Below are 26,258 nucleotides of genomic sequence, written 5' to 3'. Positions count from 1 at the left end.
ATACCAATGGCCCTAGATGTTGACCTGTGCCCAGTCACGCGAGGTCATGGATGTAACGAGGTCTGGGTCGTTGGCGAAGAAGTTCCAAGCGTCGCAGCAGGCGTCGACGATCTGTCGGTAGTCGCGGAAGACCCGGTTGGCGAGCTTGTTCTGGCGCAGGTACTGCCAGACCAGCTCCATCGGGTTCAGCTCGGGCGATGAGGCCGGCAGGTGGAGCAACGTGATGGTGTCCGGGACCACCAGGCCACGCGGTCGGCGCGTCTTGGCGGTGCCGTGATAGCCGGCACCGTCCAGAACCAGGATCGCGTGCGCGCCGGGCGCGACCTGCTTGCTGATCTCAGCCAGATGCAGCGACATCATCGTGGTGTTGACCGTCGGCAGCACCAGGGCCGCGCTGGTGCCGCGCGCTGGGCAGGCCGCCCCGAACACATACGTCCACTTGTAGCGTTGGTCGCGCGGCGCCCGCGGGCGCGTGCCCTTGCGCGCCCAGACCCGCGTCAGCGTGCCCTGCTGGCCGACGCGCGCCTCGTCCTGGAACCAGATCTCGAGCGGCTTGTCGCGGGCGGGCTCGGGCAGGATCTCCGCCACGCGCGCGGCGAAGTTTTTTTAAAAGCCTGCTGGGTCTCGTCGGTGGCCTTGGGATGCTGCGGGCGCACCGACAGCCGCACGAAGCCCAGTGCCGCCAGGTGCTTGCCGACCGTGCGCTCGTGCATCTCGACCCCGAACAACTCCTTGATCCGCGCCTGCAGGTCGACCCGGCGCCAGCGCACGACGCCATCCTTGTCGACGTCCGGCCCCGCCTCGACCAGGGCCGCCAGTTGCTGCTTCTGCTCGGGCGTCAGCTTGGCGGAGCGGCCCGGTGCCTGGCGGTCGCGCAGACCCGCCAGCCCCTCGGCGTTGTAGCGGTGCACCCAGTCGCGCAGGGTCTGGCGGTCCATGCCGCAGGCGCGGGCGGCGGTGGTGCGATCAGCGCCCTCCAGCACCAGGGCGAGCGCCAGCATGCGACGGGCCGCCGGGATGCTGGGCGCCTTGGAGGCGGCGGCGCGCAACCCCTCGGCGCTCAGATCCGTGCGGGTGATCGCGATCCCGGACATGGCGTGTCCTCCTGATCCGCCAAACGAATCAGAAGCCAGCTCAACCCGCAACCCGCCGAGTCACCCTCACAGGCCGTTGGTATGATCCTGTTCCCGGCTGAAGGGTTCGGGATCGCCTCTCTGCCGTCTTTGCGAGCGGAGCGACGCAACCCAGCGGCGCCACGTCCGGTGAGGTCGCGCTGCCCTGGGTCGCGTCGCTGCGCTCGCGATGACGGCGTGGTTCCGGATCACCGAACGGTGCAAACGGAAGCGATATGAGGGGGGACCGGGGAGGCGCGAGACGCGCCGTCCCCGGAATCCCCGTTGATCAGTTCAGGTAGGTGCGGATCCAGTTCGGGGAGAGGATCTCGCCCTCCTCGGTGATGATCCAGGGCTGCTTGGCCGGGTCGGTCAGGGCCGAGGCCGCGGCGGCGATCGCCTCGCGCAGGGTGTGGTACCGCTCGGGCTGCGCGAGCGGGGCGCTCGCCGGGGCCGTGCGCCAGATCGTGAGATCGGCCGGCCGTTCGAGGGCTTGGGTTTCCATCGCAGGTACTCTCTGTCTCCGAACCGTTTGGGACCGTTCAGACGCCCGGTCGCGGCCGGATGGGCCGCGGGGGCGCCGCATGGGTAGCGGCGAATGCAAGCATCTCTGCGGCAGATTTGCGATCAATTCGGGCCGCGGTACGGCCCGCGATTGCACCTTGTGCGCGAGATGATTGTTCAGCCGGGTCGATCATTGTCGCCATCGAAAGATGACCATTCCGTTATGCGGAGTGGTCGCCCCGCCGCGGTGCGCCGCGGCACATCGGCGGCCTCCGACCGCCCTGTGTTGACGCTTCCAGCCTGAACACGCACTTAAGGGATCGGCCCCGGGCCGCGCCGCCCGTCCCATCCCCTTGCCGGAGACCCCCGTGCCGGACCGCACCGTGCGCCTCGTGCTCGTGGCGGTCGTCGTCCTGCTGACGCTGGCCGTGGCGCAGCCCTACCTCGTGCCGCTGCTCTACGCGGTCGACACGCCGCGCGCGGTCACCGCCCGCGGCGACCTCGCCCCCGCCGAGCAGACCACGGTCGCCATGTTCGAGCGGGCGAGCCCGTCGGTGGTCCACGTCTTCGCCCAGGGCGCGGCGCAGGGCCGCGACCTGTTCGACCAGGAGGGCGAGGGCGAGGAGGGCGGCGGCACCCAGACCGGCACCGGCTTCGTCTGGGACGCGGCCGGCCACGTCGTGACCAACACCCACGTGGTTCAGGCCGCCGCCCAGGCCGGCGGCTCGGTCTCCGTCCGGCTGAGTTCCGGCGCGGTGGTGCCGGCCACGGTCGTCGGCATGGCCCCCGCCTACGACCTCGCGGTGCTCCAGCTCGGCCGGGCCGCCCGGGTGCCGCCGCCGCTGGCGATCGGCAGTTCCGCGGACCTCAAGGTCGGCCAGGCGACCTTCGCCATCGGCAACCCGTTCGGCCTCGACCACACGCTGACCACCGGCGTCATCTCCGCCGTGCGCCGCCGCCTGCCGACCAGCGCCGGCCGCGAGCTGCCGGGGGTGATCCAGACCGACGCCGCGATCAACCCGGGCAATTCCGGCGGGCCCCTGCTCGACTCCGCCGGGCGGCTGATCGGCGTCAACACCGCCATCGTCTCGCCCTCGGGCGCGGGGATCGGCTTCGCCATCCCCGTCGACGTGGTCAACCGGGTCGTGCCGGAGCTGATCCGGGCGGGCCGGGTGCGCAACCCCGGCATCGGCATCATCGCCGGGCAGGAGGCCACCGCCGCCCGGCTCGGGATCGACGGCGTCGTGGTGCTGCGGGTGCTGCCCGGCTCCCCCGCCGCCCGGGCCGGCCTGCGCGGGGTCGATGCGGCGACGGGCACGGTCGGCGACGTGATCGTCTCCGCGGGCGGCCAGCGGCTCCACCGGCTCGCCGACCTCACCACCGCCATCGCGGAGGCCGGGCTCGACGCCGCCGTGGAGCTCGGGATCCTGCGCGACGGGCGCCTGCGCCAGGTCCGCGTCACCACCGCCGACGTCGCGGAGAACCGCCGGTGAGATTTTTTTTGATACTCGGCGCCTTCGTGGTGGCGACCGCCGCCGGGGCGGCGGAGGCGCCGGCCCGCGCGCGCCTGTGCCCGGAGAACCTGCCCGAGGGCGTCCGCCTGCCCCCGCCGCCCGGCTGCGCGGCGGCCCCGGCGGCCAAGCGGCGCGACGACGGCTTCCGCGACCTCGGCGGCGTGTCGGTGCGCGTGACCGGCCGCGCCGCCGCCGAGTTCGGTGCCGGGCGGTAACATGAGCCTCGCCCTCGGACTGCTCGCCTGCCTCGCCCTGTGGTGGCTGTCGCGCAACCGCGGCCGGCTGCGGCCGCTGATCGGGACGTGGCCGACGCACCGCCTCGCCGGCTGGGCGGCGCTCGCCGCGGCGGCCTTCCTGCTGCTGCGCGGCAACGTCGTGCTCGCCGCCCTGCTCGGCCTCGGCGGCGTCTGGATGCTGGAGGGGGCGGAGGGCGTCGCGCGCCGGGCGCGGCGCACTTTCTCCTTCGCCGCGCGGCCCGCCCCGGGCCGCAGCTACCGCACGGCGCTGATCGCGGTGGAGCTGCGGCCCGACGGCAGCTTCGGTGAGGGCCGGGTGATCGGCGGACCCGCCGCGGGAGCCCGGCTCGACGACCTCGCCCCGGCGGCGACCGCGGAGCTGCTGCGCCTGTGCCGCGTCAACGATCCGGAGGGCGCCGCCCTCCTAGAGGCGTATCTCGACCGCCGGTCGCCCGGATGGCGTGTAGACGCTGAGGGCGACCGAGACCCGCGGCCGGGCCGTCCGGCGAAGCCAGGGACGATGACGGAGCAGGAGGCGCACGAGATCCTGGGGCTTCAGCGCGGGGCGTCCGCCGAGCAGATCCGGGCGGCCCACCGGGCGCTGATGAAGAGCGCCCACCCCGACCAGGGGGGCAGCGCCGAGCGGGCGGCCCGCGTCAACGCGGCCCGTGACAGGCTTCTGAACCGACATCGCTGAACTCCACGCGCGTTGTCAGATTTTTTCGAGGTGAACGTCCGCCGCGGCCGGCTCCGGTCGCGGCGCATCTCGGTTCTGTCCGTCCGGGCGTCCTCGAACGCGACGCCGGATCATGAGAAAACTAGCTGCGGGTGGCGAAGCAACTGAAGCCGTTGCGCTTCAGCGTCGAGCAGGCGCTCTGGGCCGCGTCCTGCTCGGAGAATCCGGAGAAGCGGGCGCGGTAGAGGGTGGCGCCGCCGTGCTCGACCTTGACGGTGTAGGGGGCGGCCTTCGACAGGCTGCCGCCGACCTTGGCGCGCGCCTCGCTCAGCATCGAGCGCGCCTTGTCCTCGTCGTCCATGGCGCCGAGCTGGATCACCCAGGCGGTGGGCGTCACCCGGCCGCCGCCCACGGGCTTCGGCGCCTCGTCCCGCTCGTTGGAGGCGACGCGGGCCTGCACCTTGCCGGCACCCGGGAACGACGCCGGGGCGGCGGAGCCCGCGTAGGCCTGGGCCGCCTTCGGCAGGGCCTGCGGGCCGGGCCGCCACGTGCCGCCGGGGGTCGTGGTGCGCGCGGGCGAGATGTCGAGCGGTTCACTCATGGCGCTCGTCGTCTCGACATCGTCCTCTTCGGCCGAGGCGACCTGGGTGCGGGTGCGCGAGACCGCGTCGGCGACCACCGCCGGGCGGGCGCGCTCGGCGACCTCGACGGTCGGCGCCGTCTGGCGGGCGCCGGCATAGGCGCGCGGCAGGTTGGCGCGCACGAGGTCGGCCATGATCCGGTCGCGGCTCGCCCCCGACTTGCCGCCGAGCACGATCGCCACGATCTGGCGCCCCTCCGACTTCGCCGCGGTCATCAGGTTGAAGCCGGAATCGCGGGTGTAGCCGGTCTTGATCCCGTCGACGCCCTCGACGTTGCCGAGCAGGCGATTGTGGTTGCCGATGGTGCGGCCGCGGAAGGCGAAGGCGCGGGTCTGGAAGTAGCGGTAGTAGCGCGGGAAGCGGTCCTGGATGGCGCGGGCGAGGATCGTCAGGTCGCGGGCGGTGGTGATCTGCTCCGCGTCCGGCAGGCCCGACGCGTTGGCGTAGCGCGTCCGGCTCATGCCGAGCGCGTGGGCCTTGACCGTCATCATCTGCGCGAACCGGTCCTCCGATCCGGCGATGTTCTCGCCGATGGCGCAGGCCACGTCGTTGGCCGACTTGGTGACGATCGCCTTGATCGCGTCCTCGACCGAGATGGTCTGGCCGGGGCGCAGGCCGAGCTTCGACGGCGCCTGGGCGGCGGCGTGGGCGGAGATGGTCAGGTCGGAATCCAGGGCGAACCGGCCGCGCTCCATCTGCTCGAACAGCATGTAGAGCGTCATCACCTTCGTGATCGAGGCCGGGTGGCGCAGGGCGTTCTCGTTGACGGCGTGCAGCGTCTGGCCGCTCTTCACGTCGACCACCATCGCCGCGTAGGGCGGGTTGTAGCCGCCGCCGGCCGGGCGGTGGTGCCGCCCGCGCCGCGCCTCGGCCGGGGAGGCCAGGGCGGTGAGCACCGCGGCCGCGAGCAGTGCGGCGGGGATCGCGGGAACCGCCGGAGGGCGGCCGACAACGCTACGCATCACGATCGATCGTCCCCGTCAGACCGGCGCCGGGCCGGGCGGATCCCTCGCGGGCCAGCCATCGGGCGTGGCGCCGCCGCATCGCCAGAGGATTAGGGGGGCGCAGTTACAGGCCCGTTAATGCGGTCCGCCCGCGGGCCCGATCCGCGCGCTCCGCCCGCGGCTTGACGCTGGCTGCTGCGGCGCACACAACTCGGCCACGCGGTTCCGGGCCGGAGCCGGCCTCCCGCGCCGGCGCGGCCCCCGATCTGGAGACCGGCCATGTTGCAGCCCCCCTTCGCCGTTCCCGTCGGGCCGGGGCGCGCGGCCCTGCGCGGCTTCGGTGCCTCGGTCCGCACAGCCCAGGCCATCGGGATCGAGTGGTTCGACTACCTGAAGCAGAGCTACGACGACGCCTCCTGCGCGGTCGAGCGCCTCTCCAGCGCCGCCACGCCGGCCGACGCGCTCGCGGTCCAGACCGCCTACCTGCGCACCGTCGCGGAGCGCTTCACCGCGCGCTCGGCGGTGTTCGGCGGCCTCTACGCGACCCTCTGGACCGAGCTGGCGGAGGCGGCCCGGCCGCGCTCGGCCTGAGTCCCGTGACCGCCGCCGGCCCGCGCGCGGACAAGTGCGCGCAGGCGTCTGGCGAAGTCGGCTCACGGTCTGTAGATTACCGCCGACGGATCCGAGGGCCCGGTCCGACGGGTCCGCGGACCGGGCCCGGATCACCCGCTCCGCGACAGGGATCGACGCGACGGACATGACACAGGTCCCGATGCAGGGCACCGCAGGCAGGCAGGGCGTCGGCGCGGCCGGGCCGAGGGCGCCGGTCACGGCCGCGGGCCAGCGCGGCCCGGGGGGCGACGATCGCGCCAACACCGCGATCATCACCCGCACCAAGCCGCGGACCAAGCGGCCGAACCTCTACCGCGTGCTGCTCCTGAACGACGACTACACGCCGATGGAGTTCGTCGTGCTCGTGGTCGAGCGGTTCTTCAACAAGAGCCACGAGGACGCCTACCACATCATGATGCACGTGCATCAGAACGGCGTGGGCGAGTGCGGCGTGTTCACCTACGAGGTGGCGGAGACCAAGGTGACGCAGGTCATGGACTTCGCCCGCAAGCACCAACATCCTCTCCAGTGCGTTATGGAAAAGAAATAGGCGCCGCACGCGGTAGGCACCCAGACAGAGGCCAGCTTTGCCCAGCTTCTCACGCAGCCTAGAACAAGCCCTCCACCGCGCCCTGGCGCTCGCCGGCGAGCGCCGTCACGAGTACGCGACGCTGGAGCATCTCCTCCTGGCCCTCGTCGACGACCAGGACGCCGCGGCGGTGATGCGGGCCTGCAACGTTGACATCGACACCCTCAAGCGCAGCCTGATCGAGTACGTCGACACCGAGCTGTCGAACCTCACCGGCGACGGGCGGCAGGACGCCAAGCCGACGGCGGGCTTCCAGCGGGTGATCCAGCGGGCGGTGATCCACGTCCAGTCCTCCGGTCGCGAGGAGGTGACGGGGGCGAACGTGCTGGTGGCGATCTTCGCCGAGCGCGAGAGCCACGCCGCCTACTTCCTGCAGGAGCAGGACATGACCCGCTACGACGCGGTCAACTACATCAGCCACGGCATCGCCAAGCGCCCCGGCGCCTCCGAGACGCGCCCGGTGCGCGGCGCCGAGGAGGAGAGCGCGGCCGAGCGGCCGAGCGACGAGGGCGAGGCCCGCGGCGCCAAGAAGAAGGGCGACGCGCTCGACGCCTACTGCGTCAACCTCAACAAGAAGGCCCGCGACGGCAAGATCGACCCGCTGATCGGCCGCGGCGCCGAGGTCGAGCGCACGATCCAGGTGCTCTGCCGCCGCCAGAAGAACAACCCGCTGCTGGTGGGCGACCCCGGCGTCGGCAAGACCGCGATCGCCGAGGGGCTCGCGCGCAAGATCATCCAGCACGAGGTGCCGGAGGTCCTGGCCGACGCCACCGTGTTCTCCCTCGACATGGGCACGCTGCTCGCCGGCACCCGCTACCGCGGCGACTTCGAGGAGCGCCTCAAGCAGGTGATGAAGGAGATCGAGGCGCACCCGAACGCGATCATGTTCATCGACGAGATCCACACCGTGATCGGTGCGGGCGCCACCTCCGGCGGCGCGATGGACGCCTCGAACCTGCTGAAGCCGGCGCTCGCCTCCGGCACCCTGCGCTGCATCGGCTCGACGACCTACAAGGAGTACCGCCAGTACTTCGAGAAGGACCGCGCCCTGGTGCGGCGGTTCCAGAAGATCGACGTCAACGAGCCCTCGATCCCCGACACGATCGAGATCGTGAAGGGCCTGCGCCCGTACTTCGAGGAGTTCCACAAGCTCAAGTACACGACCGACGCCGTGAAGGCGGCCGTCGAGCTGTCGGCGCGCTACATCAACGACCGCAAGCTGCCGGACAAGGCGATCGACGTGATCGACGAGACCGGTGCCTCGCAGATGCTGGTGCCGGAGGCACGGCGGAAACGCACCATCGGCGTGAAGGAGATCGAGGCGACCATCGCCACGATGGCCCGCATCCCCCCGAAGACCGTGTCGAAGGACGACGCGGTCGTGCTCCAGAACCTGACCGAGAACCTGAAGCGGGTGGTCTACGGCCAGACCGGCGCGATCGAGGCGCTGACCTCGGCGATCAAGCTGGCCCGCGCCGGCCTGCGCGACCCCGACAAGCCGATCGGCTCCTACCTGTTCGCCGGCCCGACCGGCGTCGGCAAGACCGAGGCCGCCAAGCAGCTCGCCGCCTCGCTCGGCGTCGAGATGCTGCGCTTCGACATGTCCGAGTACATGGAGCGCCACACGGTCTCGCGGCTGATCGGCGCCCCGCCCGGCTACGTCGGCTTCGACCAGGGCGGCCTGCTGACCGACGGGATCGACCAGCACCCGCACTGCGTGCTCCTCCTCGACGAGATCGAGAAGGCGCACCCGGACCTGTTCAACATCCTCCTGCAGGTGATGGACCACGGCAAGCTGACCGACCACAACGGCAAGCAGGTCGATTTCCGCAACGTCATCATCATCATGACCTCGAACGCGGGCGCCTCGGATCTGGCGAAGTCGGCCTACGGCTTCACGCAGACCAAGCGCTCGGGCGACGACGTGGAGGCGATCAACCGGCTGTTCGCGCCGGAATTCCGCAACCGCCTCGACGCGATCATCTCCTTCGGCCACCTGCCGAAGGAGGTCGTGGCCAAGGTGGTCGACAAGTTCGTCCTCCAGCTCGAGGCGCAGCTCGCCGACCGCAACGTCACGATCGAGCTGTCCGACGAGGCCCGCGACTGGCTGGTCGAGCACGGCTACGACGACGCGATGGGCGCCCGCCCGATGGCCCGCCTGATCCAGTCGACCATCAAGACGCCGCTCGCCGACGAGGTGCTGTTCGGCAAGCTGAAGGACGGCGGCGCGGTGCGCGTGGTGGTGCGCAAGCCCGAGGATGCCGAGGCCAAGGCCGGGGCGAAGGACAGCCTGGGCTTCGAGTTCCCGGCGGGTCCCGTCACCCCGAAGCCGGAGAAGGACGTCACCGCCGCCGCCAAGCGCCACAAGCGCGCCAAGCCGCGGACGGCCGCCCGCAAGAAGACGCCGAAGGACGGCAAGGGCGGTGGCGGCTCGGGCGGCGGCGTCCGCACTGTGCCCAAGGTGCCGCTGGTGCGGGCCTGATCGCCCGCCGTCCGGTCCCCGGGCTTCCCGAACGGAGCCCGCCCGGTCTATGACCGCCGCGACGCGAACGCGCCGCGGCGAGGAGGCGCCCGATGAACCACGACCTGCACGAGGAGTCCCTGACCCCCGTCGCGCATCCGGCGGCTCCGAAGCCCCTGACCCGGCGCGAGCAGCGCCGCCGCCGCCGCCAGCGCCGTCGGCGGGGCGAGGAGGTGCTGGCCTGGGTGCTCGTGCCGCTGATCTGCTTCGGGATCTACTGGGGCATCAGCGCCGGCTTCGAGGTCCTGGGCACGTCGCCGGGTCAGGTCTGGGACCAGCTCATGCAGGTCAAGGCGATGATGCAGAAGCGCACCTGACGCGCGCGGGCTGGGCCGGCGCGGGGTCTTCGCAGGGGCTCGCCGGGAAGGGAGCATGGGGCCGAATCGTCGCGCGCTGCTGATCGGGTCGGCGCTGCTGGCGGCGCCGGCCCTGCGCGCCGCGGCCCGCACCGGTCCCGTCGTGGTGGTCGGGGCCGGCGCGGCGGGTCTCGCCGCGGCCGACGTCCTGCGCCGTGCCGGCCGCGCGTTCCGGATCGTCGAGGCTCGCGACCGGATCGGCGGCCGGGCCTACACCGATCGCAGCCTCGGGGCGGACCTGCCGTTCGACGCGGGCGCCGAGTACATCCACTGGTCCGAGCGCAATCCCTGGGCGCCGATCGCCCGGGCGTCCGGCGCCCGCTTCGCCGGGCAGGAAGGCTGGGCGCGCACCCTGGTGATCGACGGCCGCCCGGCGACGGAGGCCGAGCGGGCGCGGCGGCGGGCCGGCTTCGCCGGGCTCGACGCGCTGCTCGTGCCCCAGGGGGCCGACACCTCCCTGGCCCAGGCCGCCCGGGCCGGCGGACCCGACGCCGAGACCGCCGCGGCCGGGCTCAGCCGGCTGTCGCTCGGCGAGGATCCCGAGCGGGTCTCGGCCGCCGATTACGGACGGCTGTGGTCCGGGGGCGATCTCTGGGTCGACGGCTACGGCGACCTCGTCGCCCGCCACTTCGCCGCCCTGCCCGTCGACCTCGGCTGCCCGGTCACCGGTCTCGACTGGTCCGGCGACGGCGTCCGTGTCGAGACCGCGCGCGGGCCGATCGCGGCGGCGGCGGCGATCGTCACGGTGCCGGTGGGCGTGCTGCGGGCCGGCGCGATCCGGTTCACCCCGGGGCTGCCCGACGCGGCGGAGGCGGCGCTCGCCGGCCTCGGGATGGGCGCCTACACCAAGATCGCCCTGCGCCTCGATCCCGCCCGGATCGATCCGGTCGCGCTCGGCGACGCGGTGTCCGTGGCCCGCGACGGGGCGACCCTGTACTTCGAGATGGCGCCGTTCGGCCGGCCGCTGGCGGTGGCCAATCTCGGCGGCGACCTCGCCCGCGACCTGTGCCGGGCGGGGGAGGACGCGGCGGTGGCGCTGGCCACCGAGCGGCTCGCCGCGATCCTCGGCGGGAACGCGCGCGGCGCCGTGACCGCCGGCCGGCTCGCGGGCTGGTGGACCGACCCGCACGCCCGCGGCTCCTACTCGGTGGCGCGGCCGGGCCACGCCGACGCCCGGGAGGCCCTGCGCCGGCCGATCGGCGACCGGATCTTCCTCGCGGGCGAGGCGCTCGGCGACGGCGGCGCGATGACGGTGGGCGGGGCGACCCTCGACGGCGAGCGCGCCGCCCGCGCGGTGCTGGCGGCACTGCCGGCCTGACGTCCGGTGTCACGCGCGCTCTTATCGCCGGACCGGCATCCGCTTCGGCGAAAGAGCGCTCTCAGCGCCTGCGCAGGGCGTGGACGGAGAACAGGCCCGCCGGGTCGGTCCAGGCGGTGGCGGGCTCCCAGCCGGCGCGCCGAGCCAGCGCCCCGAAGCTCGCGAGCGTGTACTTGTAGCTGCTCTCGGTGTGGATCGTCTCGCCGGCCGCAAAGGCGAAGCGGTCGCCTCCGACCCGCACGGTCTGGGCCACGCTGGCGACGAGGTGCATCTCGATCCGCGAGGCCTGGGCGTTGAACACCGCCCGGTGCGCGAAGGCGCCGAGATCGAAATCACCGCCCAGTTCGCGGTTGATCCGGGTCAGGAGGTTGAGGTTGAACCGGCCCGTCACCCCCGCGGCGTCGTCGTAGGCCGCCTCCAGCACCCCCGCATCCTTCACGAGGTCGATGCCGACGATCAGCATGGCCCCCGTCCCCAGGATCGCGCCGAACTGGCGCAGCAGCGCCTCGGCCTCCTCCGGCTCGAAGTTGCCGAGCGTCGAGCCCGGGAAGAACCCGGCCCGGGGCGCGGCGCCGAGCCCGTCCGGCAGCGCGAACGGCCGGGTGAAGTCGGCGACCACCGGCAGCACCGGCAGGTCGGGGAAATCGGCCCGCAGAACCTCCGCCTGATCGGCCAGGAATTCGCCGGACACGTCCACGGGCACGTAGGCGGCCAGATCCGGCCGGTGGCGCAGGAGCCGCCGGAGCTTGGCGGTCGAGCCGCTGCCGAACTCGACCAGGGCGGCGCCCGGCGGCAGCAGCGCCGCGATCTCGGGCCCGCGCGCGTCGAGGATGCCGATCTCGGTCCGGGTCGGGTAGTATTCCGGCAGCCGGGTGATCGCCTCGAACAGGTCGGAGCCGGCGGCGTCGTAGAAGTATTTCGGCGCGAGGTGCTTGCGCGGCGCCGAGAGGCCGGCGCGCACGTCCGCCAGGAAGGCCGGGTCGGTCGGCAGCGCCTCGGCGAAGGTCGGGTTGACGGTCAAGGGAGACTCCGGGGCGCGGGGGAGGGGGTCAGGCCTGCGGGTCGGCGAGCCGGACCCCGGTGAACTGCCAGCGCTGGTGCGGGTAGAAGAAGTTCCGGTAGGGCAGCCGGGCGTGGCCCTCCGGCGTGGCGACCGACGAGCCGCGCAGCACGAACTGGTTGGCCATGAACTTGCCGTTGTACTCGCCGAGCGCCCCCGGCAGCGGCCGGTAGCCCGGGTAGGCGACGTAGGGGCTGCGCGTCCATTGCCACACGAGGCCGAACGCGTCGGGCAGGCCGGCGGCGACGGTCTCCCACTCGAACTCGGTCGGCAGTACCCGGCCGGCCCAGCGGGCGTAGGCGTCGGCCTCGTAGTAGCTGACATGGGTGACGGGCGCGTCCGGATCGATTGGGCGGAGGCCGCCGAGCGTCATCGTCGCCCAGTCCCCGCCCTCCCGGCGCCAGTAGCCCGGCGCCTCCCAGCCGTCCCGCTGGCTCGCGTACCAGCCGTCGGAGAGCCACAGCTCGGGCTTGGCGTAGCCCCCGTCGGCCATGAAGGCGAGCCAGTCGCGGTTCGTCACCAGCCCGCGGTCGATCCGGCCGGGCTGGATCAGCGTCTCGTGGCGCGGAGACTCGTTGTCGTAGGAGAAGCCGTCGCCTGCGTGCCCGATCCGGGCGATGCCGCGGGGCAGTTCGACCTGCCCGGGCTCGGATACGGCCCGGGGGAAGCGCCAGCCGGCGTCGTAGACCGGCCCGAGCGGGCTCTGGGCGAAGGCATGGAGGATGTCGGTCCACAACAGCTCCTGGTGCTGCTGCTCGTGGTAGAGCCCGATCTCCAGGATCGGCAGCACCGCCTCCAGCGTGCCGTCGGCCGCCTGTCCCAGCAGCGCCTCCACCGCCCGGTCGACGTGGGCCCGGTAGGCGGTCACCTCGTCGAGCGTCGGCCGCGTGATCAGGCCGCGTTGCGTGCGCGGCTGCCGCGGCCCCGCGGCCACGTAGTACGAGTTGAACAGGTAGTGCAGCCGCTCGTCGTGGATGCGGTAGCCCGGCAGGTGCTCCCGCAGCAGGAACTGCTCGAAGAACCACGTCACGTGCGCCCGGTGCCACTTGGTCGGGCTCGCATCCTCCATCGACTGGACCTGCTGGTCCTCCGCCGACAGCGGCGCGGCCCGGCGCTCGGTCTCTGCGCGCACGTGCCGGTAGGCGGCGATCCAGGCCGCCCGGTCGATCGGCCGGGCGGTGACCGGCGGCGGGGGGAAGGCCGGCGCCGCGGGGGCGCGCGCGTCGTCCGTGCGGAGTGCCGCCGTCGCTGCCATGCGGATCTGTCCCTCTCCGGACGGCCCCGGGGAACCGTCTTCCGCCTGTAAGGCCGGGCGCAGCACATATGTTCCTCGCGGGCGCCGACAAGCTGTGCGCGACGCGCGCGCCCTCCGCGCCCGACGGTTGCCGAAATCCCGGGCCTTTCTCTCGCCGCAGTGAGGGGGCCTTAACCGTCGCGCCCGACACTCCTGCCGCCCGCGACGGGGAGAGCTGAGCGTTTCGATGCGGATCGATCTGATGGCCGGTGCCACCCTGTCCGCCGCCGCCCTCCGCGCCGCGCCGGAGCCGACGATCCTCGTGTTCGACAGCGGGATGGGCGGCCTCACCGTCCTCGACGCGGTGCGCCGCGCCCGGCCGGACGCCCGCTACGTCTACGCCGCCGACGACGCCGCCTTCCCCTACGGCCGCCTCACCGAGGCGACCCTGGTGGCCCGGGTGCTCGCGGTGATGGACCGCCTCGTCGCGACCCACCGGCCGGATCTCGTGGTCATCGCCTGCAACACCGCCTCGACCCTGGTGCTGCCGGCCCTGCGTCAGCGCTTCACCACGCCGTTCGTCGGGGTGGTGCCGCCGATCAAGCCGGCGGCGGAGGCGACCCGCTCGCGGCTCGTGACCCTGCTCGCCACCCCGGGCACGGTCGCCCGCTCCTACACCCGCGACCTGATCGCCACCTATGCCGGCGCCTGCGCGGTGACGCTCGTCGGCTCGCAGCGTCTGGCCGGGTTCGCCGAGGCCGAGATGGCCGGCGCGCCGGTCGACGACACGGCGCTCGCCGCCGAGATCGCCCCGTGCTTCGTCACCGCCGAGGACGGGCGGCGCACCGACGTAGTCTGCCTCGCCTGCACCCACTACCCGCTGCTGCTGCCGCGCTTCGAGGCGCTCGCCCCCTGGCCGGTGACCTGGATCGACCCCGCCCCAGCGATCGCCCGCCGGGTGGTGCAACTCCTCGGGCCCGCACCCCGGGAGGCCCCCCGCGACGGTAGCGTGCGCGCCGCCTTCACCGCCGGCACCGGCCTCACCGCACCGCTCCGCGACGGCCTCGCCGCCCGCGGCATCGGCGAGGTCGCCGTCGAGGCGATGCCGCTGCCGTTGCAGTGATCCTTCTCGGAGGCCGTCCGTCGTTGGGTGCGTGAGCGGCCCGCGCCGCGCAAGGACGATGGTGCCGGGCAGAACCGGTTCGCAGCCGCGTCATTCCCGCGCGTCCGACCACGCCCGCAGGCGCTCCAGCCACGCGTCGGAGGCGAGCACCGTCAGGCCCGGCAGCAGGGACAGCGGCGTGACGCGCTCGATCCGGTCGCGCTCGCCGAGCTTGAGGCCGCCGCGGCGGCCGAACAGGCGGAGGATGTCGGCGAGGCGCCCCTCCTCGGGGGGATCGTTTCGGGCGACGCCGCGAATCTTCTCGACGATCTCGTCGGTGGTGCACTCGACCACCCCGTCGGTGCCGACACGGCCCCCGCGCAGGCCCTCCTCGTACAGGAGGCGCAGCGCCAGCAGCACCAGGGTCTCGTCCTTGCGCAGGCGCTCGGAGACGATGTCGTGGCGCGGGGCGCCCGGGGCGGGGCTGAGGCTCACCATCTGGTCCCGGTGCGAGACGGCCAGCGCGTAGCCGAGACAGGCGAAGTAGTCGGTGAAGAACGGCGCGTAGTGCCGGGCCAGCTCGTAGGAGCGGCCGATGCCGGGGGTGTCGGCGTAGATCACCTGCGTTTTGAGCAGTACCTGGAGGGCCCGGCTCAACTCGTCCGCGTCGGGCGCGCGGGCGCCGGGCGGGGCCGGCTCGTCGCCGTCGACGATGGCGCGGAATCCCTCAAGCACCGGCGCGGCGCTCCAGCAGGAAGTCGGGGCAGTCGAGCCAGCCGTTGGCGAGGCGGTCGGTGAGATGGGTGACGCCGTAGCGGGCGCCGAGCCGCCCCTCGAACAGCAGGTCGATCTCGCGCAGGCGCTGGAACACCACGAAATCGTCCACGCCGTCGATCGCGATGCCGGAGCCGCGCAGGGCCCCGCGCCGGCCGAGCCGCGCCTCGACGAAGGCGGCCATGGTCTCGGGCGTCACCGTGGTCCGGCGGCGGAAGGCGGCCTTGGCCTCGGCGAAGCGGTCGATCGCCGGGTCGGGCTCCAGGTCGGGCAGCGGATCGATCGGGATCTCGGCCCGGCGCGCCCGGGGCGTCTGCAGATGCGCCTCGCCGAGCGGCGGGCGCAGCACCGTCAGCGCGGCGGCGACCAGCGGCGCGTCCTCGGCGGCGCCGACCGCGCGCAGCAGCGCGGCCACGCGCTCGACGGCGCCGGGATCGGGCGCGTCCATGAAGAGCACCGCCGCGCCGATGCGGCGTTCCAGCCGGGCGACCACCGCGTCGACGGCGTCGAGATGGCCGTCGAGGCCCTCGAACACGGACAGGATGCCGGCGAGGTCGCCGCGCACCGCCCGCTCGGCGGCGTCGAGGTCGGCGGCGCGGCCCTCGCGGATCAGCCCTTCCGCCAGCGCCCGCACGGTCAGGGCGTCGCGCAGGGCGCCGCTCGCCTCGCGGATCACGCTGGCGCGGAAGCGGAACGGGTTGAAGCGGGTGTGCAGCGTCCGGTAGTCGCTGATCAGGTGGCGCTCGACGAAGTCCTCGAAGAACAGCCGGACGCTCTTGGCCCGGTCGGGCTCGCGCAGGATGCGCTCCTCGACCTTGCGCATGCCGGCGGCGAGGCCGCGCACGTGGGCGAGGAAGGCGGAGGCGGCCCGGGCGGCGTTGGTCAGGGCCTCGGAGCGGTTGCCGGGATCGCCGAGCGCGCTCTCCAGCCCGCCCAGCACCTCCAGCACCGCGCCGCCGTAGCTGCGGGTCTCGCCCCGCTCCAGCCGCGACAGCTCTTCGAGCAGCAGCCGCGCCTCGGGGTCGAACTCGACCACCGGCACGTAGCGCTCGCGCCGCTCGATCAGCCAGCCGGACTCCGCCAGCCGGCGGTAGAGGGCGGCCCGGCGCTCGGCCGGATCCGGCGGCACCGGCTCGTCGCCCGCGACCTCCGGCTCGCTCCAGCCGGAGGCGAAGTCGCCGATCTCGGCCAGAAGCTCCGCCTTGCGCACCGGCTCCGCGCCCAGCACCCGTCGGTGCAGGTGCAGGAGGAGCGCCGCGTTGAAGGCCCGGCTCGGCGAGGCAAGCGGCCGGAACAGGTCGTCCGGAAGCTGCGCGAACAGCATTCTTTTGGGACTTTCGCCGTCGCGCAGCCGGACCGTTACTTCGCGCCGAGCAGCTCGACGTCGAAGATCAGGGTGGCGTTCGGCGGGATGACGCCGCCGGCGCCGCGGGCGCCGTAGCCGAGCTCCGGCGGGATGATCAGAGTGCGCTTGCCGCCCTGCTTCATGGTCGCGACGCCGAGGTCCCAGCCCTGGATGACCTGGCCGGCGCCGAGCGGGAAGGAGAAGGGCTGGTTGCGGTCGCGCGACGAGTCGAACTTCTTGCCCTTCTTGCCGCCCTCGTCGAGCCAGCCGGTGTACTGCACGGTGACCTGCTGCCCCGGCTTGGGCTGCGGGCCGGTGCCGACCACCTCGTCCTGGTACTTCAGGCCCGAGGGCAGGGTGACGGTCTCGGCGGCTTGAGCGGAAGCGGTCATGGCGATCAGCGCGGCTCCGGCGATCAGGGACAGGCGAGGCATGGATTCTCCCCGTGGCCGGCAGGGCGCCGGCCGTCGCGGGCCTTCTAGCTGTCCGGGCCGCCTCAGGCCAGCAGCCCGGCCAGATGCGCGACGAGGCGGGCGGCGACCGCGTCCTTGCCGGCCCGCGGCCAGGATTCCACCGCGCCGTCGCGGTCGATCAGGTGGACGGCGTTCTCGGTGCCGCCCATCACCGCCCCCGCGGCGGAGACGTCGTTGGCGACGATCAGGTCGCAGCCCTTGCGGGCGATCTTGGCCCGGGCGTGCTCCAGCACGGAATCGGTCTCGGCGGCGAAGCCGACCACGAGGCGCGGCCGCCCGGCCGCCATCCGGGCGACGGTGGCGAGGATGTCCGGGTTCTCGGCGAGCGCCAGGGGGGCGGGGCCGCTGCCGTCCTTCTTGATCTTCTTCGTCCCGGCCTCGACCTCCGGCCGCCAGTCGGCGACCGCGGCGGCGAAGATCGCGAGGTCGACGGGCAGGGCCGCCTCGACCGCGGCCAGCATCTCCCGCGCGGTCTCGACCCGCACGACCGTCACCCCCTCCGGATCCGGGATCGACACCGGTCCGGAGACCAGGGTGACCGCGGCGCCGGCCCGCGCCGCGGCGGCGGCGATGGCATGTCCCTGCCGGCCCGAGGAGCGGTTGGCGATGTAGCGGACCGGGTCGATCGGCTCGTGGGTCGGGCCCGAGGTGACGAGCACCCGCCGCCCCGCCAGCGGGCGCGGCGCGGCGTCCCGGCCGGCGAGGAAGCCGAAGCCCGGTGCGTCGGCGGCGGCCTCGGCCAGCATCCGCTCGACGGCGTCGGCGATCTCGGTCGGCTCGGCCATGCGGCCTGGGCCGGATTCGGGCTCGGCCATCGCCCCGGCATTGGGGCCCACGACGCGGACGCCGTCGCCCTCCAGGGTCGCGAGGTTCCGGCGCGTGGCCGGATGCGCCCACATCCGCACGTTCATCGCCGGGGCGATCAGGATCGGCAGGGTGGTGGCGAGCAGCACCGTCGAGGCGAGGTCGGGCGCGTGTCCGCCTGCCATCCGCGCCATCAGGTTGGCGGTGGCCGGCGCCACCACCACCGCGTCGGCCTGCCGGGCGAGCTTGATGTGGCCGATGTCGGCCTCCTCCGCCCGGTCGAACAGGTCGGTGTGCGCGCGCTCCCCGGCGAGCGCGGCGGCGGCGAGCGGCGTCACGAATTCCTGCGCCCCTTGCGTCAGCAGCGGGCAGACGCTGGCGCCGCGCTCGCGCAGGCGCCGGATCAGGTCGAGGCTCTTGTAGGCCGCGATGCCCCCGCCGATGACAAGGAGGATCCGGCGGCGGGCGAGGGCGGTGGTCATGGCGCGACTTCGGCGCGCCGCGGCCGCCCCGTCAAGCGCTTGCCGGGATTGATCGCGCGGGATGCCTGACTTAGGTCAGAGATCATGACCGCCGACGCCGTCGCCCGCTTCCGCCGCTTCAGCCGGGCCGTGACCCGTGAGGTCGGTGCGCTGGACGAGTCGTTCCTCGGCCGCGGCCGGCCGCTCGGCGTGGCGCGGGTGCTGAACGCCGTCGGGCGGGGGCGGACGGACCTGTCCGGGCTGCGCGACGAGCTGAACCTCGACTCCGGTCTGCTCAGCCGGCTGCTGCGCGGGCTGGAGGCCGAGGGCTTGGTCGACACCCAGGTGCAGCGGGGCGACGGGCGGCGCCGAGTCGCGACGCTGACGCGAGTGGGCCGGAGCGAGTTCGAGGCCTACGAGGCGCTGTCGGACGCGCGGGCGGCGGAGGTGCTGGGCCGGGCGCCGCGACCGGAGGCGCTGCTCGCCGCCATGGACCTCGTCGCCACAGTGCTCGGCCGCGAGCGGATCGTCCTGCGGACGGTCTCGCCCGACGACCCGGCCGCCGTCCACTGCCTGCGGGCCTACTACGCCGAACTCGCCGCGCGCTTCTCGGGCGGCTTCGACGTCGCGTCATCGCGCGATCCGGCGGTGGCGGACATGGTGGCGCCGCGCGGCGCCTTCGTGGTCGCGCTGTCGGACGGTTTGCCGATCGGCTGCGTCGCCCTGAAGGGCGACGGCGGCGCGCATGCGGAGATCAAGCGGCTGTGGGTCGCGCCGAGCGCCCGCGGGCTGGGCCTCGCTCGGCGCCTGATGGCGGCGACCGAGGACGCGGCCCGGGAACTGGGCGTCGCGCGCCTGCGCCTCGATTCCAACAGCGCCCTGACCGAGGCGCTCGCGCTCTACCGGGCCACCGGCTGGACGGAGATCGACCGGTTCAACGACGATCCCTACCCGGACCTGTTCTTCGAGAAGCGGCTGTAGGGGCGTCGTCGTCCGGTGCCCGCATCCCGGCGCCCGCGTCAGGCGGCCGCGGGTACTGCCGGGGCCTTCAGGCCGCCGAACCGCCGGTCGCGGGCCGAGAAGTCGGATACCGCCGCGGCGAGATCCTCCGGCCCGAAATCCGGCCACATCCGCTCGGTGAAGTGCAGCTCGGCGTAGGCCGCCTCCCACAGCAGGAAGTCGGACAGGCGCTTCTCGCCGCCGGTGCGGATCAGCAGGTCGACCTCCACCGGCGAGCCGTGCAGGTCCCCGGCCACCAGCGCGCCGAAGGCGTCGCGCGAGACCTCTTCTCCGTGCAGACGCCGGGCGGCGGCGACGATCGCGTCGCGGGCGGAGTAGTCCACGCAGATCCGCAGGTGCAGGCGCGTGCCTGCGGCGGTCGCAGCCTCGGCGGCGGCGATCGCTTCGGGGATGCCGGCGGGCAGCCGGTCGCGGCGGCCCACCACGGTGAGGCGGGTGCCCGTGCGGGCGAGACGCGCCGTCTCGTTGCGGAGATAGGCGCGCAGCAGCCGCATCAATCCGCCGACCTCGTCGGCCGGGCGCTGCCAGTTGTCGGCGGAGAAGGCGTAGAGGGTCAGCGTGCCGATCCCGAAGTCCGGGCACGCCTCGGCCGTGCGCCGGATCGCCTCGACCCCGCGGCGGTGGCCGGCGAGGCGGGGCAGGCCGCGCCGGGTCGCCCAGCGGCCGTTGCCGTCCATGATGATCGCGGCGTGCAGGGCAGCCGGGCGGCCGCCGGGCTCCGCTTCGCTTTGCATCGTAAAGTCTCCGCGCGCAGGCGTGTCGGACTGGGCTATCGAAACAGGGTTAACGGGCGATGTAGGGGCAGACCCCGGCGCGCCGATCCTCTCACGCCGGCTTCGTGGCCGGATCGAGGCCGCGGTGCCCGGAATCCGCGGCCCGGTCGGCACCTTTGGCAGCGTCGCGCACCACCTGCTCCAGAACCGCGAGATAGTCGAGGAACCGGGCCTGCCCGTTGGCCGTGAGCCGGCAGACCGTCTGGGTCCGGTTCTGGGCGACGCCCTTCTCCAGGCTGACGAGGTCCGCCTCGCTGAGCACCGCGAGGTGGCGGCTGAGATTGCCGTCGGTCAGGCCGCACAGGCGCTTGAGGTCCGGGAAGGGGAGGCCCTTGGGATGGGCGACCAGGGAGGTGAGCACGCTGAGGCGCGCCTTCTCGTGGATCACCCGGTCGAGCCCCTCGTAGGAGAAGCGGCCGGCGGCACGGTCAGAGATCGCCATCGGGGCCTCCGGCGCCGCGCAGGACCAGGGCGAGCCACGCTTGGCCGACCGCGAAGGGCAGGCCCATCGTCCAGGGCGAGAGCGCGTGCCCCTCGGCCGAGACGGCCAGGACCGCGAGGCCGGCGAGCAGATACCACGCCCCGACCCCCTGCACCGCCCGCGGCAGCATCCGCGCCGCGGCGAACAGCCCGAGGCCGACCAGCACCTGCCACAGGCCCGGCAGCATCCACACTGCCTCGGGGGCGAAGCGGGCGATCACCAGGGCGAGGCAGGCGCCGGCGCCGGCCGCCGGCAGGAACACCTCGATGGCGCTCCACACCATCGCGTCGCCGAGGCCCGAATGCAGGCGGCGCGAGCGGCGCACCGCCTCGACGCCGATCATCGCGAAGGCGAGCAGCGCCGCCGCGATCCACACGCCGAAGAACAGGCCCGGCCGCGCCATCGGGTCGCCGAGCCACAGGACCTGCCCGCACGCGGTCGCCAGCGCGACGCCGCCGGTCGCCGCCACCGTCGCCGCGCCGAAGCCGCGGAAGGTGGTGTCCCGCGCGATCTGCGATCGGATCGCCACGATGTCGGCCAGCGCCTTATCGAGATCGTGCATCTGCCCCCTCGAACCGCGGCGTGCTTTGCACTGCAAAGTATCGGGCGGGTGTCCCGGCCGCAAGACACCGCGGACGATCGATTCTGCAACTTTCGGTACGAAACCGCGGCGCGTGCCCGACGGATCCTCGCGGGACGCGGCGGATTGTGCGTAGAAGTTGTAAGATGGCGACAGGCCCGCAGCGGAGCGCCGCGGCTCACGCGAGCCGGACAGGCCCCGGATAGCGCGCCAAAGTCGCGTCGGCTGTGAGCAGGGTGAGGTTCTCGACGATCGCCTGCGCCAGGAGGAGGCGGTCGAACGGGTCCTTGTGGAGCGGGGGGAGGGTGGCGACGGCCCTCGCGTGTGTGCTCAGGACGGGAAGTTCTATGAACCCATCCCTGAGAAGCGTGCGATGCAGCAGATCCGCGTCGACGTGCAGCTTCGTGCGGCCGAGCCCTTGCTTGATCGCCACCTCCCAGATGCTCGCCGCGCTGAAGAATACCTCCTCGGCCGTCGCTTCGATCAGCGCGGCGCATCCCGACGGTAGCCTACCGGGTGCGGTGACGATCCAGAGCAGCAAGTGCGTATCGAGCAGAAGTCTCACGTTCCCTCGAAGAGCCGGATGATCTCGTCCTCCCCCATGCGGTCGAAATCATCAGGCACCGAAAATTGCCCGGCCAGGCTGCCCAGCCGACGCCTCGCAGGCGGCGAACGATCGGCAGCCTCGACCTTCACGAGAGGTTGTCCGGCCTCGGTAATCAAGAAGGGCTCACCGCGCGCGGCGCGCGCGACGAGGTTCGGTAGGTCCGCGCGCGCGTCGTCCAGGCTGACTGTCTTCATGAGGCGGCCCTCTTTCGGTTCGCAGAACGTAATGCGGACGGTCGCGGGCGGACAAGCGGCACGAGGACACGAGCGGGTTTCCTGCCAACGTACCAGCCTCCATATTCCCCCCATGCCCGCACCGAAGAAACCGCGCGTCGCCCCGGCCAAGGCCGACAAGCCGGAGTTGCAGCCCCTCGACGCCCATCTCGCGGCGCTGCTCAACCCCGCTCTGAACCGGAACCGGCCGGCGCCGGAGCGCCCGGGAAAGCCCGCGGGCAAGCCGAAGAAGGCCGCCACGCGCCGGTCCGAGATCGCCCGCGACGGCTTCGGCGAGGCGCCGCAGGCGGGCTACGCCGTGGGCGACGCGGCGATCGACCCGCGGCTGGCCCAGGCGCTCGGGCTGACGCCGCCGGAGGACGGTCCGGCCTCGGAGGCGCAGGCCGCACCGGAGACGGTCGGGGTCGAGGGCGCCTCGGCCACCGTCGCGGCGCTGGAACGGCTGCTCACAGAGGGCAACCCGCTGTTCAAGGGCGGGGAGACCTGGACGCCGCACCGCCCGGAGCGCCCGCAGAAGTCGGAGGGCGGCGTGACGTTCACGCTGAAGTCCGAGTTCACCCCGGCCGGCGACCAGCCCACCGCCATCGCCGACCTCGTGGCGGGCGTGCAGGCGCACGAGCGCGACCAAGTGCTGCTCGGCGTCACCGGCTCGGGCAAGACCTTCACGATGGCCAAGATCATCGAGGAGACCCAGCGCCCCGCCCTGATCCTCGCCCCGAACAAGACGCTCGCCGCGCAGCTCTACGGCGAGTTCAAGGCGTTCTTCCCAGACAACGCGGTCGAGTATTTCGTATCGTACTACGACTATTACCAGCCGGAGGCCTACGTTCCGCGCTCGGACACGTTCATCGAGAAGGAATCGTCGATCAACGAGCAGATCGACCGGATGCGCCACGCCGCCACCCGCGCCCTGCTGGAGCGGGACGACGTGATCATCGTCGCCTCGGTGTCGTGCATCTACGGCATCGGCTCGGTCGAGACCTACACGGCGATGTCGTTCACCGTCACCCTCGGCGAGCGCATCGAGCAGCGCCAGCTCGTCGCCGATCTCGTGGCGCTCCAGTACAAGCGCATCCAGTCCGACTTCGCCCGCGGCACGTTCCGGGTGCGCGGCGACGTGATCGAGCTGTGGCCCGCCCACCTGGAGGATCGCGGCTGGCGCATCGGCCTGTTCGGCGACGAGGTCGAATCCATCGTCGAGTTCGACCCGCTGACCGGCAAGAAGATCTCCGAGCTGAAATTCGTGAAGATCTACGCCAACTCGCACTACGTGACGCCGCGCCCGACGCTCCAGCAGGCGATCAAGGGCATCAAGCACGAGCTGACCGGCCGGATCGAGGAGCTGACCCGGATGGGCCGGCTGATCGAGGCGCAGCGCATCGACCAGCGCTGCACCTTCGACATCGAGATGATCGAGGCCACCGGCTCCTGCAACGGCATCGAGAATTATTCCCGGTATCTTACCGGCCGGAAGCCGGGCGAGCCGCCGCCGACCCTGTTCGAGTACCTGCCCGACAACGCCCTGGTCTTCACCGACGAGAGCCACGTCACCGTGCCGCAGATCGGCGGCATGTACCGGGGCGACTTCCGCCGGAAGGCGACGCTCGCCGAGTACGGCTTCCGGCTGCCCTCCTGCCTCGACAACCGGCCCCTGCGCTTCGAGGAATGGGACGCGATGCGCCCGCAGACGGTCCACGTCTCGGCCACCCCCGGTAAGTGGGAGATGGAGCGGACCGACGGCGTCTTCGCCGAGCAGGTGATCCGCCCCACGGGCCTCGTCGATCCGGTGATCGAGGTGCGCCCGGCCCGCTCCCAGGTCGACGACCTCCTGGGCGAGGTCCGGGCCGTGGCGCAGTCCGGCTACCGGACGCTGGTGACGACGCTGACCAAGCGCATGGCCGAGGATCTGACCGAGTACCTGCACGAGAACGCAGTGCGGGTGCGCTACATGCACTCGGACATCGACACCCTGGAGCGGATCGAGATCATCCGCGACCTGCGGCTCGGCGCCTTCGACGTGCTGATCGGCATCAACCTGCTGCGCGAGGGGCTCGACATCCCCGAATGCGCGCTGGTGGCGATCCTCGACGCCGACAAGGAGGGGTTTCTGCGCTCGGAGACCTCGCTCGTGCAGACCATCGGCCGCGCCGCCCGCAACGCCGAGGCGCGCTGCATCCTCTACGCGGACACCGTCACCGGCTCGATGGAGCGGGCGATGGCCGAGACCGAGCGGCGCCGCCAGAAGCAGCTCGCCTACAACGAGGAGCACGGCATCACCCCGCAGAGCGTCAAGCGCGGGATCAGCGACATCCTCAACAGCGTCTACGAGCGCGACCACGTGCAGGTGGATACCGGGCTGGCCCGGGACGCGGTGACGGTGGGCCACAACCTCAAGGCGGTGATGGCCGACCTCGAGAAGCGGATGCGCGCCGCCGCGGCCGATCTCGACTTCGAGGAGGCGGCGCGCCTGCGCGACGAGCTGAAGCGCCTCCAGGCCACCGAGCTGATGGTCGCCGACGACCCGATGGCCCGCCAGGGCGACGTGGAGCGCGAGGCCGGGCGGTTCGGGGCCAAGCGTCCGCGGCCGGCGGGCGGCAGCCGCATCAGCGCGCCCGACCTCGACGACATGGGCCCCGGCACCGACCGGGAGCTGCCCGCTGCCGCCGTGCCTTGGCAGGAGCGGCCCAAGCCGCGCTCGACGCAGGGGCTCGGCGGGCAGAAGCCGAAGTACAAGGGCGGCGGCGGGCGGCGGCGCGGCTGACCGTTACGCACCGGCGACAGATTACTGACACCCGCTGTAGGCGAAGACGGGCGAGAGATACGCGCTCAGAATGTATTTCTACTTCGTGATACAGATCAGACTGGACTTTCGACCCCCGGAAACTCTTTACTCCCTCGCGGGCTGCGCAGCCCACAGGGGAGGATCGTCATGGCGGTCACCGGGACCATCGCATCGACGCGTCCGGCGTCGGCCCTGTCCGAGGCGGAGCACCGCGGCCAGCTCCGCCGCGCCATCCTCGCCGGCATGATCGGCACGACGATCGAGTGGTACGACTTCTTCCTCTACAGCACCGTCACCGGCCTCGTCTTCGCCAAGCTGTTCTTCCCGGAATCGGACCGGCTGGTCGGCACGCTGGAGGCTTTCTCGGTCTACGCCCTCGGCTTCGTCGCCCGGCCTTTGGGCGCGGCGATCTTCGGCCATTACGGCGACCGGATCGGCCGCAAGTCGGCGCTGATCGCCACGCTGCTGCTGATGGGGATCGCCACGTTCCTCGTCGCCTTCGTGCCGGGCTACGAGATCATCGGCATCTGGGGCGCGGTCATCCTCACGATCCTGCGGGTGGTGCAGGGCATCGGCGTCGGCGGGGAATGGGGCGGGTCGGTGCTGCTGGCGATGGAGTGGGCCCGCACCAACCAGCACCGCGGCTTCGTCGCCTCCTGGCCGCAACTCGGCGTGCCGGCAGGCCTGTTCCTCGCCAACTTCGCGGTGCTGGGCTTCAGCGCGCTGTCCGGCGACGGCTTCGCGAGCTGGGGCTGGCGGGTCCCCTTCGCCATCAGCATCGTGCTGGTCGGGCTGGGCCTCTGGATCCGCCTCGGCATCCAGGAGACGCCGGCCTTCCGCGCCGTGAGGGAGAAGGGCTCCGTCGAGCGCGCGCCGGTGGCCGAGGTGCTGCGCCGCCACCCCCGGGAGGTGGTGCTCACCGCGCTCGCGCGCATGGGCGAGCAGGCGCCGTTCTACATCTTCACCGCGTTCGTGTTCAGCTACGGCGTCGGCGAGCTGAAGCTGTCGCGGGACCTGCTGCTCAGCGCAGTTCTCGGCGCGTCGCTCGTCTCGCTGGTGACGATCCCGCTGAGCGGCTGGCTGTCCGACCGCTTCGGGCGCCGCCGCATCTACATGGTCGGCGCGGCGCTCACGGGACTCTACGCCTTCGTCTACTTCGCCCTGCTGCAAACCCTGTCGCCGCCGCTGGTCTTCGTCGCCATCGTGCTGTCGCTGGTCCCGCACGACCTGATGTACGGGCCGCAGGCCGCCCTGATCGCCGAGTGCTTCCCCGGGCGGCTGCGCTACAGCGGCGCCTCCCTCGGCTACCAGCTCGCCTCGATCCTCGCGGGCGGGCCGGCGCCGCTGATCGCGACCGCGCTGCTCGCGCAGACCCATTCCGGCTACGCCATCGCCGCCTTCATCGCGATCTGCGCGGTGATCAGCCTGATCGCCACCGCGCTGCTCGCCGACCACACCAACCGGGACATTGATTCGCGCTGAGGGCCGCCTTCACGGTCGCGTCGG

The 26,258-nt window shown here is 72.7% G+C and carries 26 protein-coding genes; 12 read left to right on the top strand and 14 right to left on the bottom strand.

Annotated features, from left to right (window positions below):
* Positions 1-12: 12 nt before the first annotated feature.
* Together Q8W71_RS18365 and Q8W71_RS18360 are read right to left on the bottom strand one after the other, a co-directional pair.
* Positions 13-1,094 (bottom strand): IS630 family transposase gene (locus Q8W71_RS18365; protein ID WP_305526835.1). Its coding sequence is split into 2 segments (ribosomal slippage): positions 13-608 and positions 608-1,094, totalling 1,083 coding nucleotides; the frame shifts between segments, so codons are not numbered across the junction.
* A 307-nt stretch (positions 1,095-1,401) separates the two neighbouring features.
* Positions 1,402-1,617 (bottom strand): hypothetical protein, encoded by a 216-nt coding sequence (locus tag Q8W71_RS18360; RefSeq protein ID WP_305526834.1) that lies wholly within the window; start codon positions 1,615-1,617, stop codon positions 1,402-1,404.
* A 367-nt stretch (positions 1,618-1,984) separates the two neighbouring features.
* Here Q8W71_RS18360 and Q8W71_RS18355 point away from each other — a divergent pair, with 367 nt between their 5' ends.
* The 3 genes from Q8W71_RS18355 to Q8W71_RS18345 are packed head-to-tail and all read left to right on the top strand — an operon-like array spanning position 1,985 to position 4,063.
* Positions 1,985-3,109, top strand: a complete 1,125-nt coding sequence (locus Q8W71_RS18355) for a S1C family serine protease (protein ID WP_305526833.1) — start codon at positions 1,985-1,987, stop codon at positions 3,107-3,109.
* The gene (locus Q8W71_RS18350) at positions 3,106-3,345 is read left to right on the top strand and encodes a hypothetical protein (RefSeq protein WP_305526832.1); all 240 of its coding nucleotides are present in this window, start codon (positions 3,106-3,108) and stop codon (positions 3,343-3,345) included. Before Q8W71_RS18355 ends, Q8W71_RS18350 begins: the two co-directional genes overlap by 4 nt.
* 1 nt (position 3,346) lies before the next feature.
* On the top strand, positions 3,347-4,063 hold the full coding sequence (locus Q8W71_RS18345; protein ID WP_305526831.1) for a J domain-containing protein: 717 nt from the start codon (positions 3,347-3,349) through the stop codon (positions 4,061-4,063).
* A gap of 121 nt (positions 4,064-4,184) precedes the next feature.
* Here the strand turns inward: Q8W71_RS18345 and Q8W71_RS18340 are convergent, their stop codons facing one another.
* Complete coding sequence (locus Q8W71_RS18340; protein ID WP_305526830.1) at positions 4,185-5,645, bottom strand: D-alanyl-D-alanine carboxypeptidase; 1,461 nt, start codon at positions 5,643-5,645, stop codon at positions 4,185-4,187.
* Positions 5,646-5,906: 261 nt separating this feature from the next.
* Between Q8W71_RS18340 and Q8W71_RS18335 the strand changes: the two genes are divergently transcribed.
* The 5 genes from Q8W71_RS18335 (at position 5,907) to Q8W71_RS18315 (ending at position 11,023) form a co-directional block, all read left to right on the top strand.
* Positions 5,907-6,218, top strand: coding sequence for a phasin family protein (locus Q8W71_RS18335; protein ID WP_305526829.1), 312 nt, complete (start codon positions 5,907-5,909; stop codon positions 6,216-6,218).
* 181 nt (positions 6,219-6,399) lie between these two features.
* Positions 6,400-6,789, top strand: coding sequence for an ATP-dependent Clp protease adapter ClpS (gene clpS / locus Q8W71_RS18330; RefSeq protein WP_370875460.1), 390 nt, complete (start codon positions 6,400-6,402; stop codon positions 6,787-6,789).
* Positions 6,790-6,826: 37 nt separating this feature from the next.
* Complete coding sequence (gene clpA, locus Q8W71_RS18325) at positions 6,827-9,310, top strand: ATP-dependent Clp protease ATP-binding subunit ClpA (RefSeq protein ID WP_305526827.1); 2,484 nt, start codon at positions 6,827-6,829, stop codon at positions 9,308-9,310.
* Between the two features lie 92 nt (positions 9,311-9,402).
* Entirely contained in the window at positions 9,403-9,666 is a 264-nt protein-coding gene (locus tag Q8W71_RS18320) for a hypothetical protein (RefSeq protein ID WP_305526826.1), read from the top strand.
* A 55-nt stretch (positions 9,667-9,721) separates the two neighbouring features.
* The gene (locus Q8W71_RS18315) at positions 9,722-11,023 is read left to right on the top strand and encodes a flavin monoamine oxidase family protein (RefSeq protein ID WP_305526825.1); all 1,302 of its coding nucleotides are present in this window, start codon (positions 9,722-9,724) and stop codon (positions 11,021-11,023) included.
* Between the two features lie 61 nt (positions 11,024-11,084).
* Here Q8W71_RS18315 and egtD read toward each other — a convergent pair whose 3' ends face one another.
* Positions 11,085-12,044 carry an L-histidine N(alpha)-methyltransferase gene (egtD, locus tag Q8W71_RS18310; protein ID WP_305526824.1) on the bottom strand — a complete coding sequence of 320 codons (960 nt, stop codon included), beginning with the start codon at positions 12,042-12,044 and terminating at the stop codon, positions 11,085-11,087.
* Between the two features lie 28 nt (positions 12,045-12,072).
* Positions 12,073-13,338, bottom strand: a complete 1,266-nt coding sequence (egtB, locus tag Q8W71_RS18305) for an ergothioneine biosynthesis protein EgtB (RefSeq protein WP_305526823.1) — start codon at positions 13,336-13,338, stop codon at positions 12,073-12,075.
* A 226-nt stretch (positions 13,339-13,564) separates the two neighbouring features.
* On the opposite strand from egtB, the gene murI reads away from it, so the two are divergent.
* Positions 13,565-14,440 carry a glutamate racemase gene (gene murI, locus Q8W71_RS18300; protein ID WP_305526822.1) on the top strand — a complete coding sequence of 292 codons (876 nt, stop codon included), beginning with the start codon at positions 13,565-13,567 and terminating at the stop codon, positions 14,438-14,440.
* A 90-nt stretch (positions 14,441-14,530) separates the two neighbouring features.
* On the opposite strand, the gene Q8W71_RS18295 is transcribed toward murI, so the two are convergent.
* The 4 genes from Q8W71_RS18295 to coaBC all read right to left on the bottom strand — a co-directional run bounded on the left by Q8W71_RS18295 (position 14,531) and on the right by coaBC (position 18,297).
* The gene (locus tag Q8W71_RS18295) at positions 14,531-15,154 is read right to left on the bottom strand and encodes a DUF4194 domain-containing protein (protein ID WP_305526821.1); all 624 of its coding nucleotides are present in this window, start codon (positions 15,152-15,154) and stop codon (positions 14,531-14,533) included.
* A complete protein-coding gene (locus Q8W71_RS18290) occupies positions 15,147-16,517 on the bottom strand; it encodes a Wadjet anti-phage system protein JetA family protein (protein WP_305526820.1) in 1,371 nt (456 codons plus the stop codon). The genes Q8W71_RS18295 and Q8W71_RS18290 overlap by 8 nt, the downstream gene beginning before the upstream one ends.
* Positions 16,518-16,552: 35 nt before the next feature.
* Positions 16,553-16,972, bottom strand: a complete 420-nt coding sequence (locus Q8W71_RS18285) for an FKBP-type peptidyl-prolyl cis-trans isomerase (RefSeq protein ID WP_305526819.1) — start codon at positions 16,970-16,972, stop codon at positions 16,553-16,555.
* Positions 16,973-17,034: 62 nt separating this feature from the next.
* Positions 17,035-18,297, bottom strand: coding sequence for a bifunctional phosphopantothenoylcysteine decarboxylase/phosphopantothenate--cysteine ligase CoaBC (coaBC, locus tag Q8W71_RS18280; protein ID WP_305526818.1), 1,263 nt, complete (start codon positions 18,295-18,297; stop codon positions 17,035-17,037).
* 84 nt (positions 18,298-18,381) lie between these two features.
* On the opposite strand from coaBC, the gene Q8W71_RS18275 reads away from it, so the two are divergent.
* Positions 18,382-19,257, top strand: a complete 876-nt coding sequence (locus Q8W71_RS18275) for a GNAT family N-acetyltransferase (protein WP_305526817.1) — start codon at positions 18,382-18,384, stop codon at positions 19,255-19,257.
* A gap of 38 nt (positions 19,258-19,295) precedes the next feature.
* Here the strand turns inward: Q8W71_RS18275 and Q8W71_RS18270 are convergent, their stop codons facing one another.
* From Q8W71_RS18270 to Q8W71_RS18250, 5 genes are all read right to left on the bottom strand, one after another.
* A complete protein-coding gene (locus tag Q8W71_RS18270) occupies positions 19,296-20,030 on the bottom strand; it encodes a di-trans,poly-cis-decaprenylcistransferase (RefSeq protein ID WP_305526816.1) in 735 nt (244 codons plus the stop codon).
* A gap of 91 nt (positions 20,031-20,121) precedes the next feature.
* On the bottom strand, positions 20,122-20,511 hold the full coding sequence (locus Q8W71_RS18265; RefSeq protein ID WP_305526815.1) for a transcriptional regulator: 390 nt from the start codon (positions 20,509-20,511) through the stop codon (positions 20,122-20,124).
* Complete coding sequence (locus Q8W71_RS18260) at positions 20,498-21,112, bottom strand: hypothetical protein (RefSeq protein ID WP_305526814.1); 615 nt, start codon at positions 21,110-21,112, stop codon at positions 20,498-20,500. Before Q8W71_RS18260 ends, Q8W71_RS18265 begins: the two co-directional genes overlap by 14 nt.
* Positions 21,113-21,308: 196 nt before the next feature.
* The gene (locus tag Q8W71_RS18255) at positions 21,309-21,695 is read right to left on the bottom strand and encodes a type II toxin-antitoxin system VapC family toxin (RefSeq protein WP_305526813.1); all 387 of its coding nucleotides are present in this window, start codon (positions 21,693-21,695) and stop codon (positions 21,309-21,311) included.
* Positions 21,692-21,931 (bottom strand): type II toxin-antitoxin system Phd/YefM family antitoxin, encoded by a 240-nt coding sequence (locus Q8W71_RS18250; protein ID WP_305526812.1) that lies wholly within the window; start codon positions 21,929-21,931, stop codon positions 21,692-21,694. The genes Q8W71_RS18255 and Q8W71_RS18250 overlap by 4 nt, the downstream gene beginning before the upstream one ends.
* Positions 21,932-22,043: 112 nt before the next feature.
* Here Q8W71_RS18250 and uvrB point away from each other — a divergent pair, with 112 nt between their 5' ends.
* Positions 22,044-24,731, top strand: coding sequence for an excinuclease ABC subunit UvrB (gene uvrB / locus Q8W71_RS18245; RefSeq protein ID WP_305526811.1), 2,688 nt, complete (start codon positions 22,044-22,046; stop codon positions 24,729-24,731).
* A 168-nt stretch (positions 24,732-24,899) separates the two neighbouring features.
* Positions 24,900-26,234 carry an MFS transporter gene (locus Q8W71_RS18240; RefSeq protein WP_305526810.1) on the top strand — a complete coding sequence of 445 codons (1,335 nt, stop codon included), beginning with the start codon at positions 24,900-24,902 and terminating at the stop codon, positions 26,232-26,234.
* The last annotated feature ends 24 nt before the right edge of the window (positions 26,235-26,258 follow it).

The organism is Methylobacterium amylolyticum (assembly GCF_030700245.1).
Lineage (GTDB): Bacteria > Pseudomonadota > Alphaproteobacteria > Rhizobiales > Beijerinckiaceae > Methylobacterium.
Note: the sequence above shows the minus strand (reverse complement) of the source record. Positions and strands in the feature narration are given on the sequence as shown.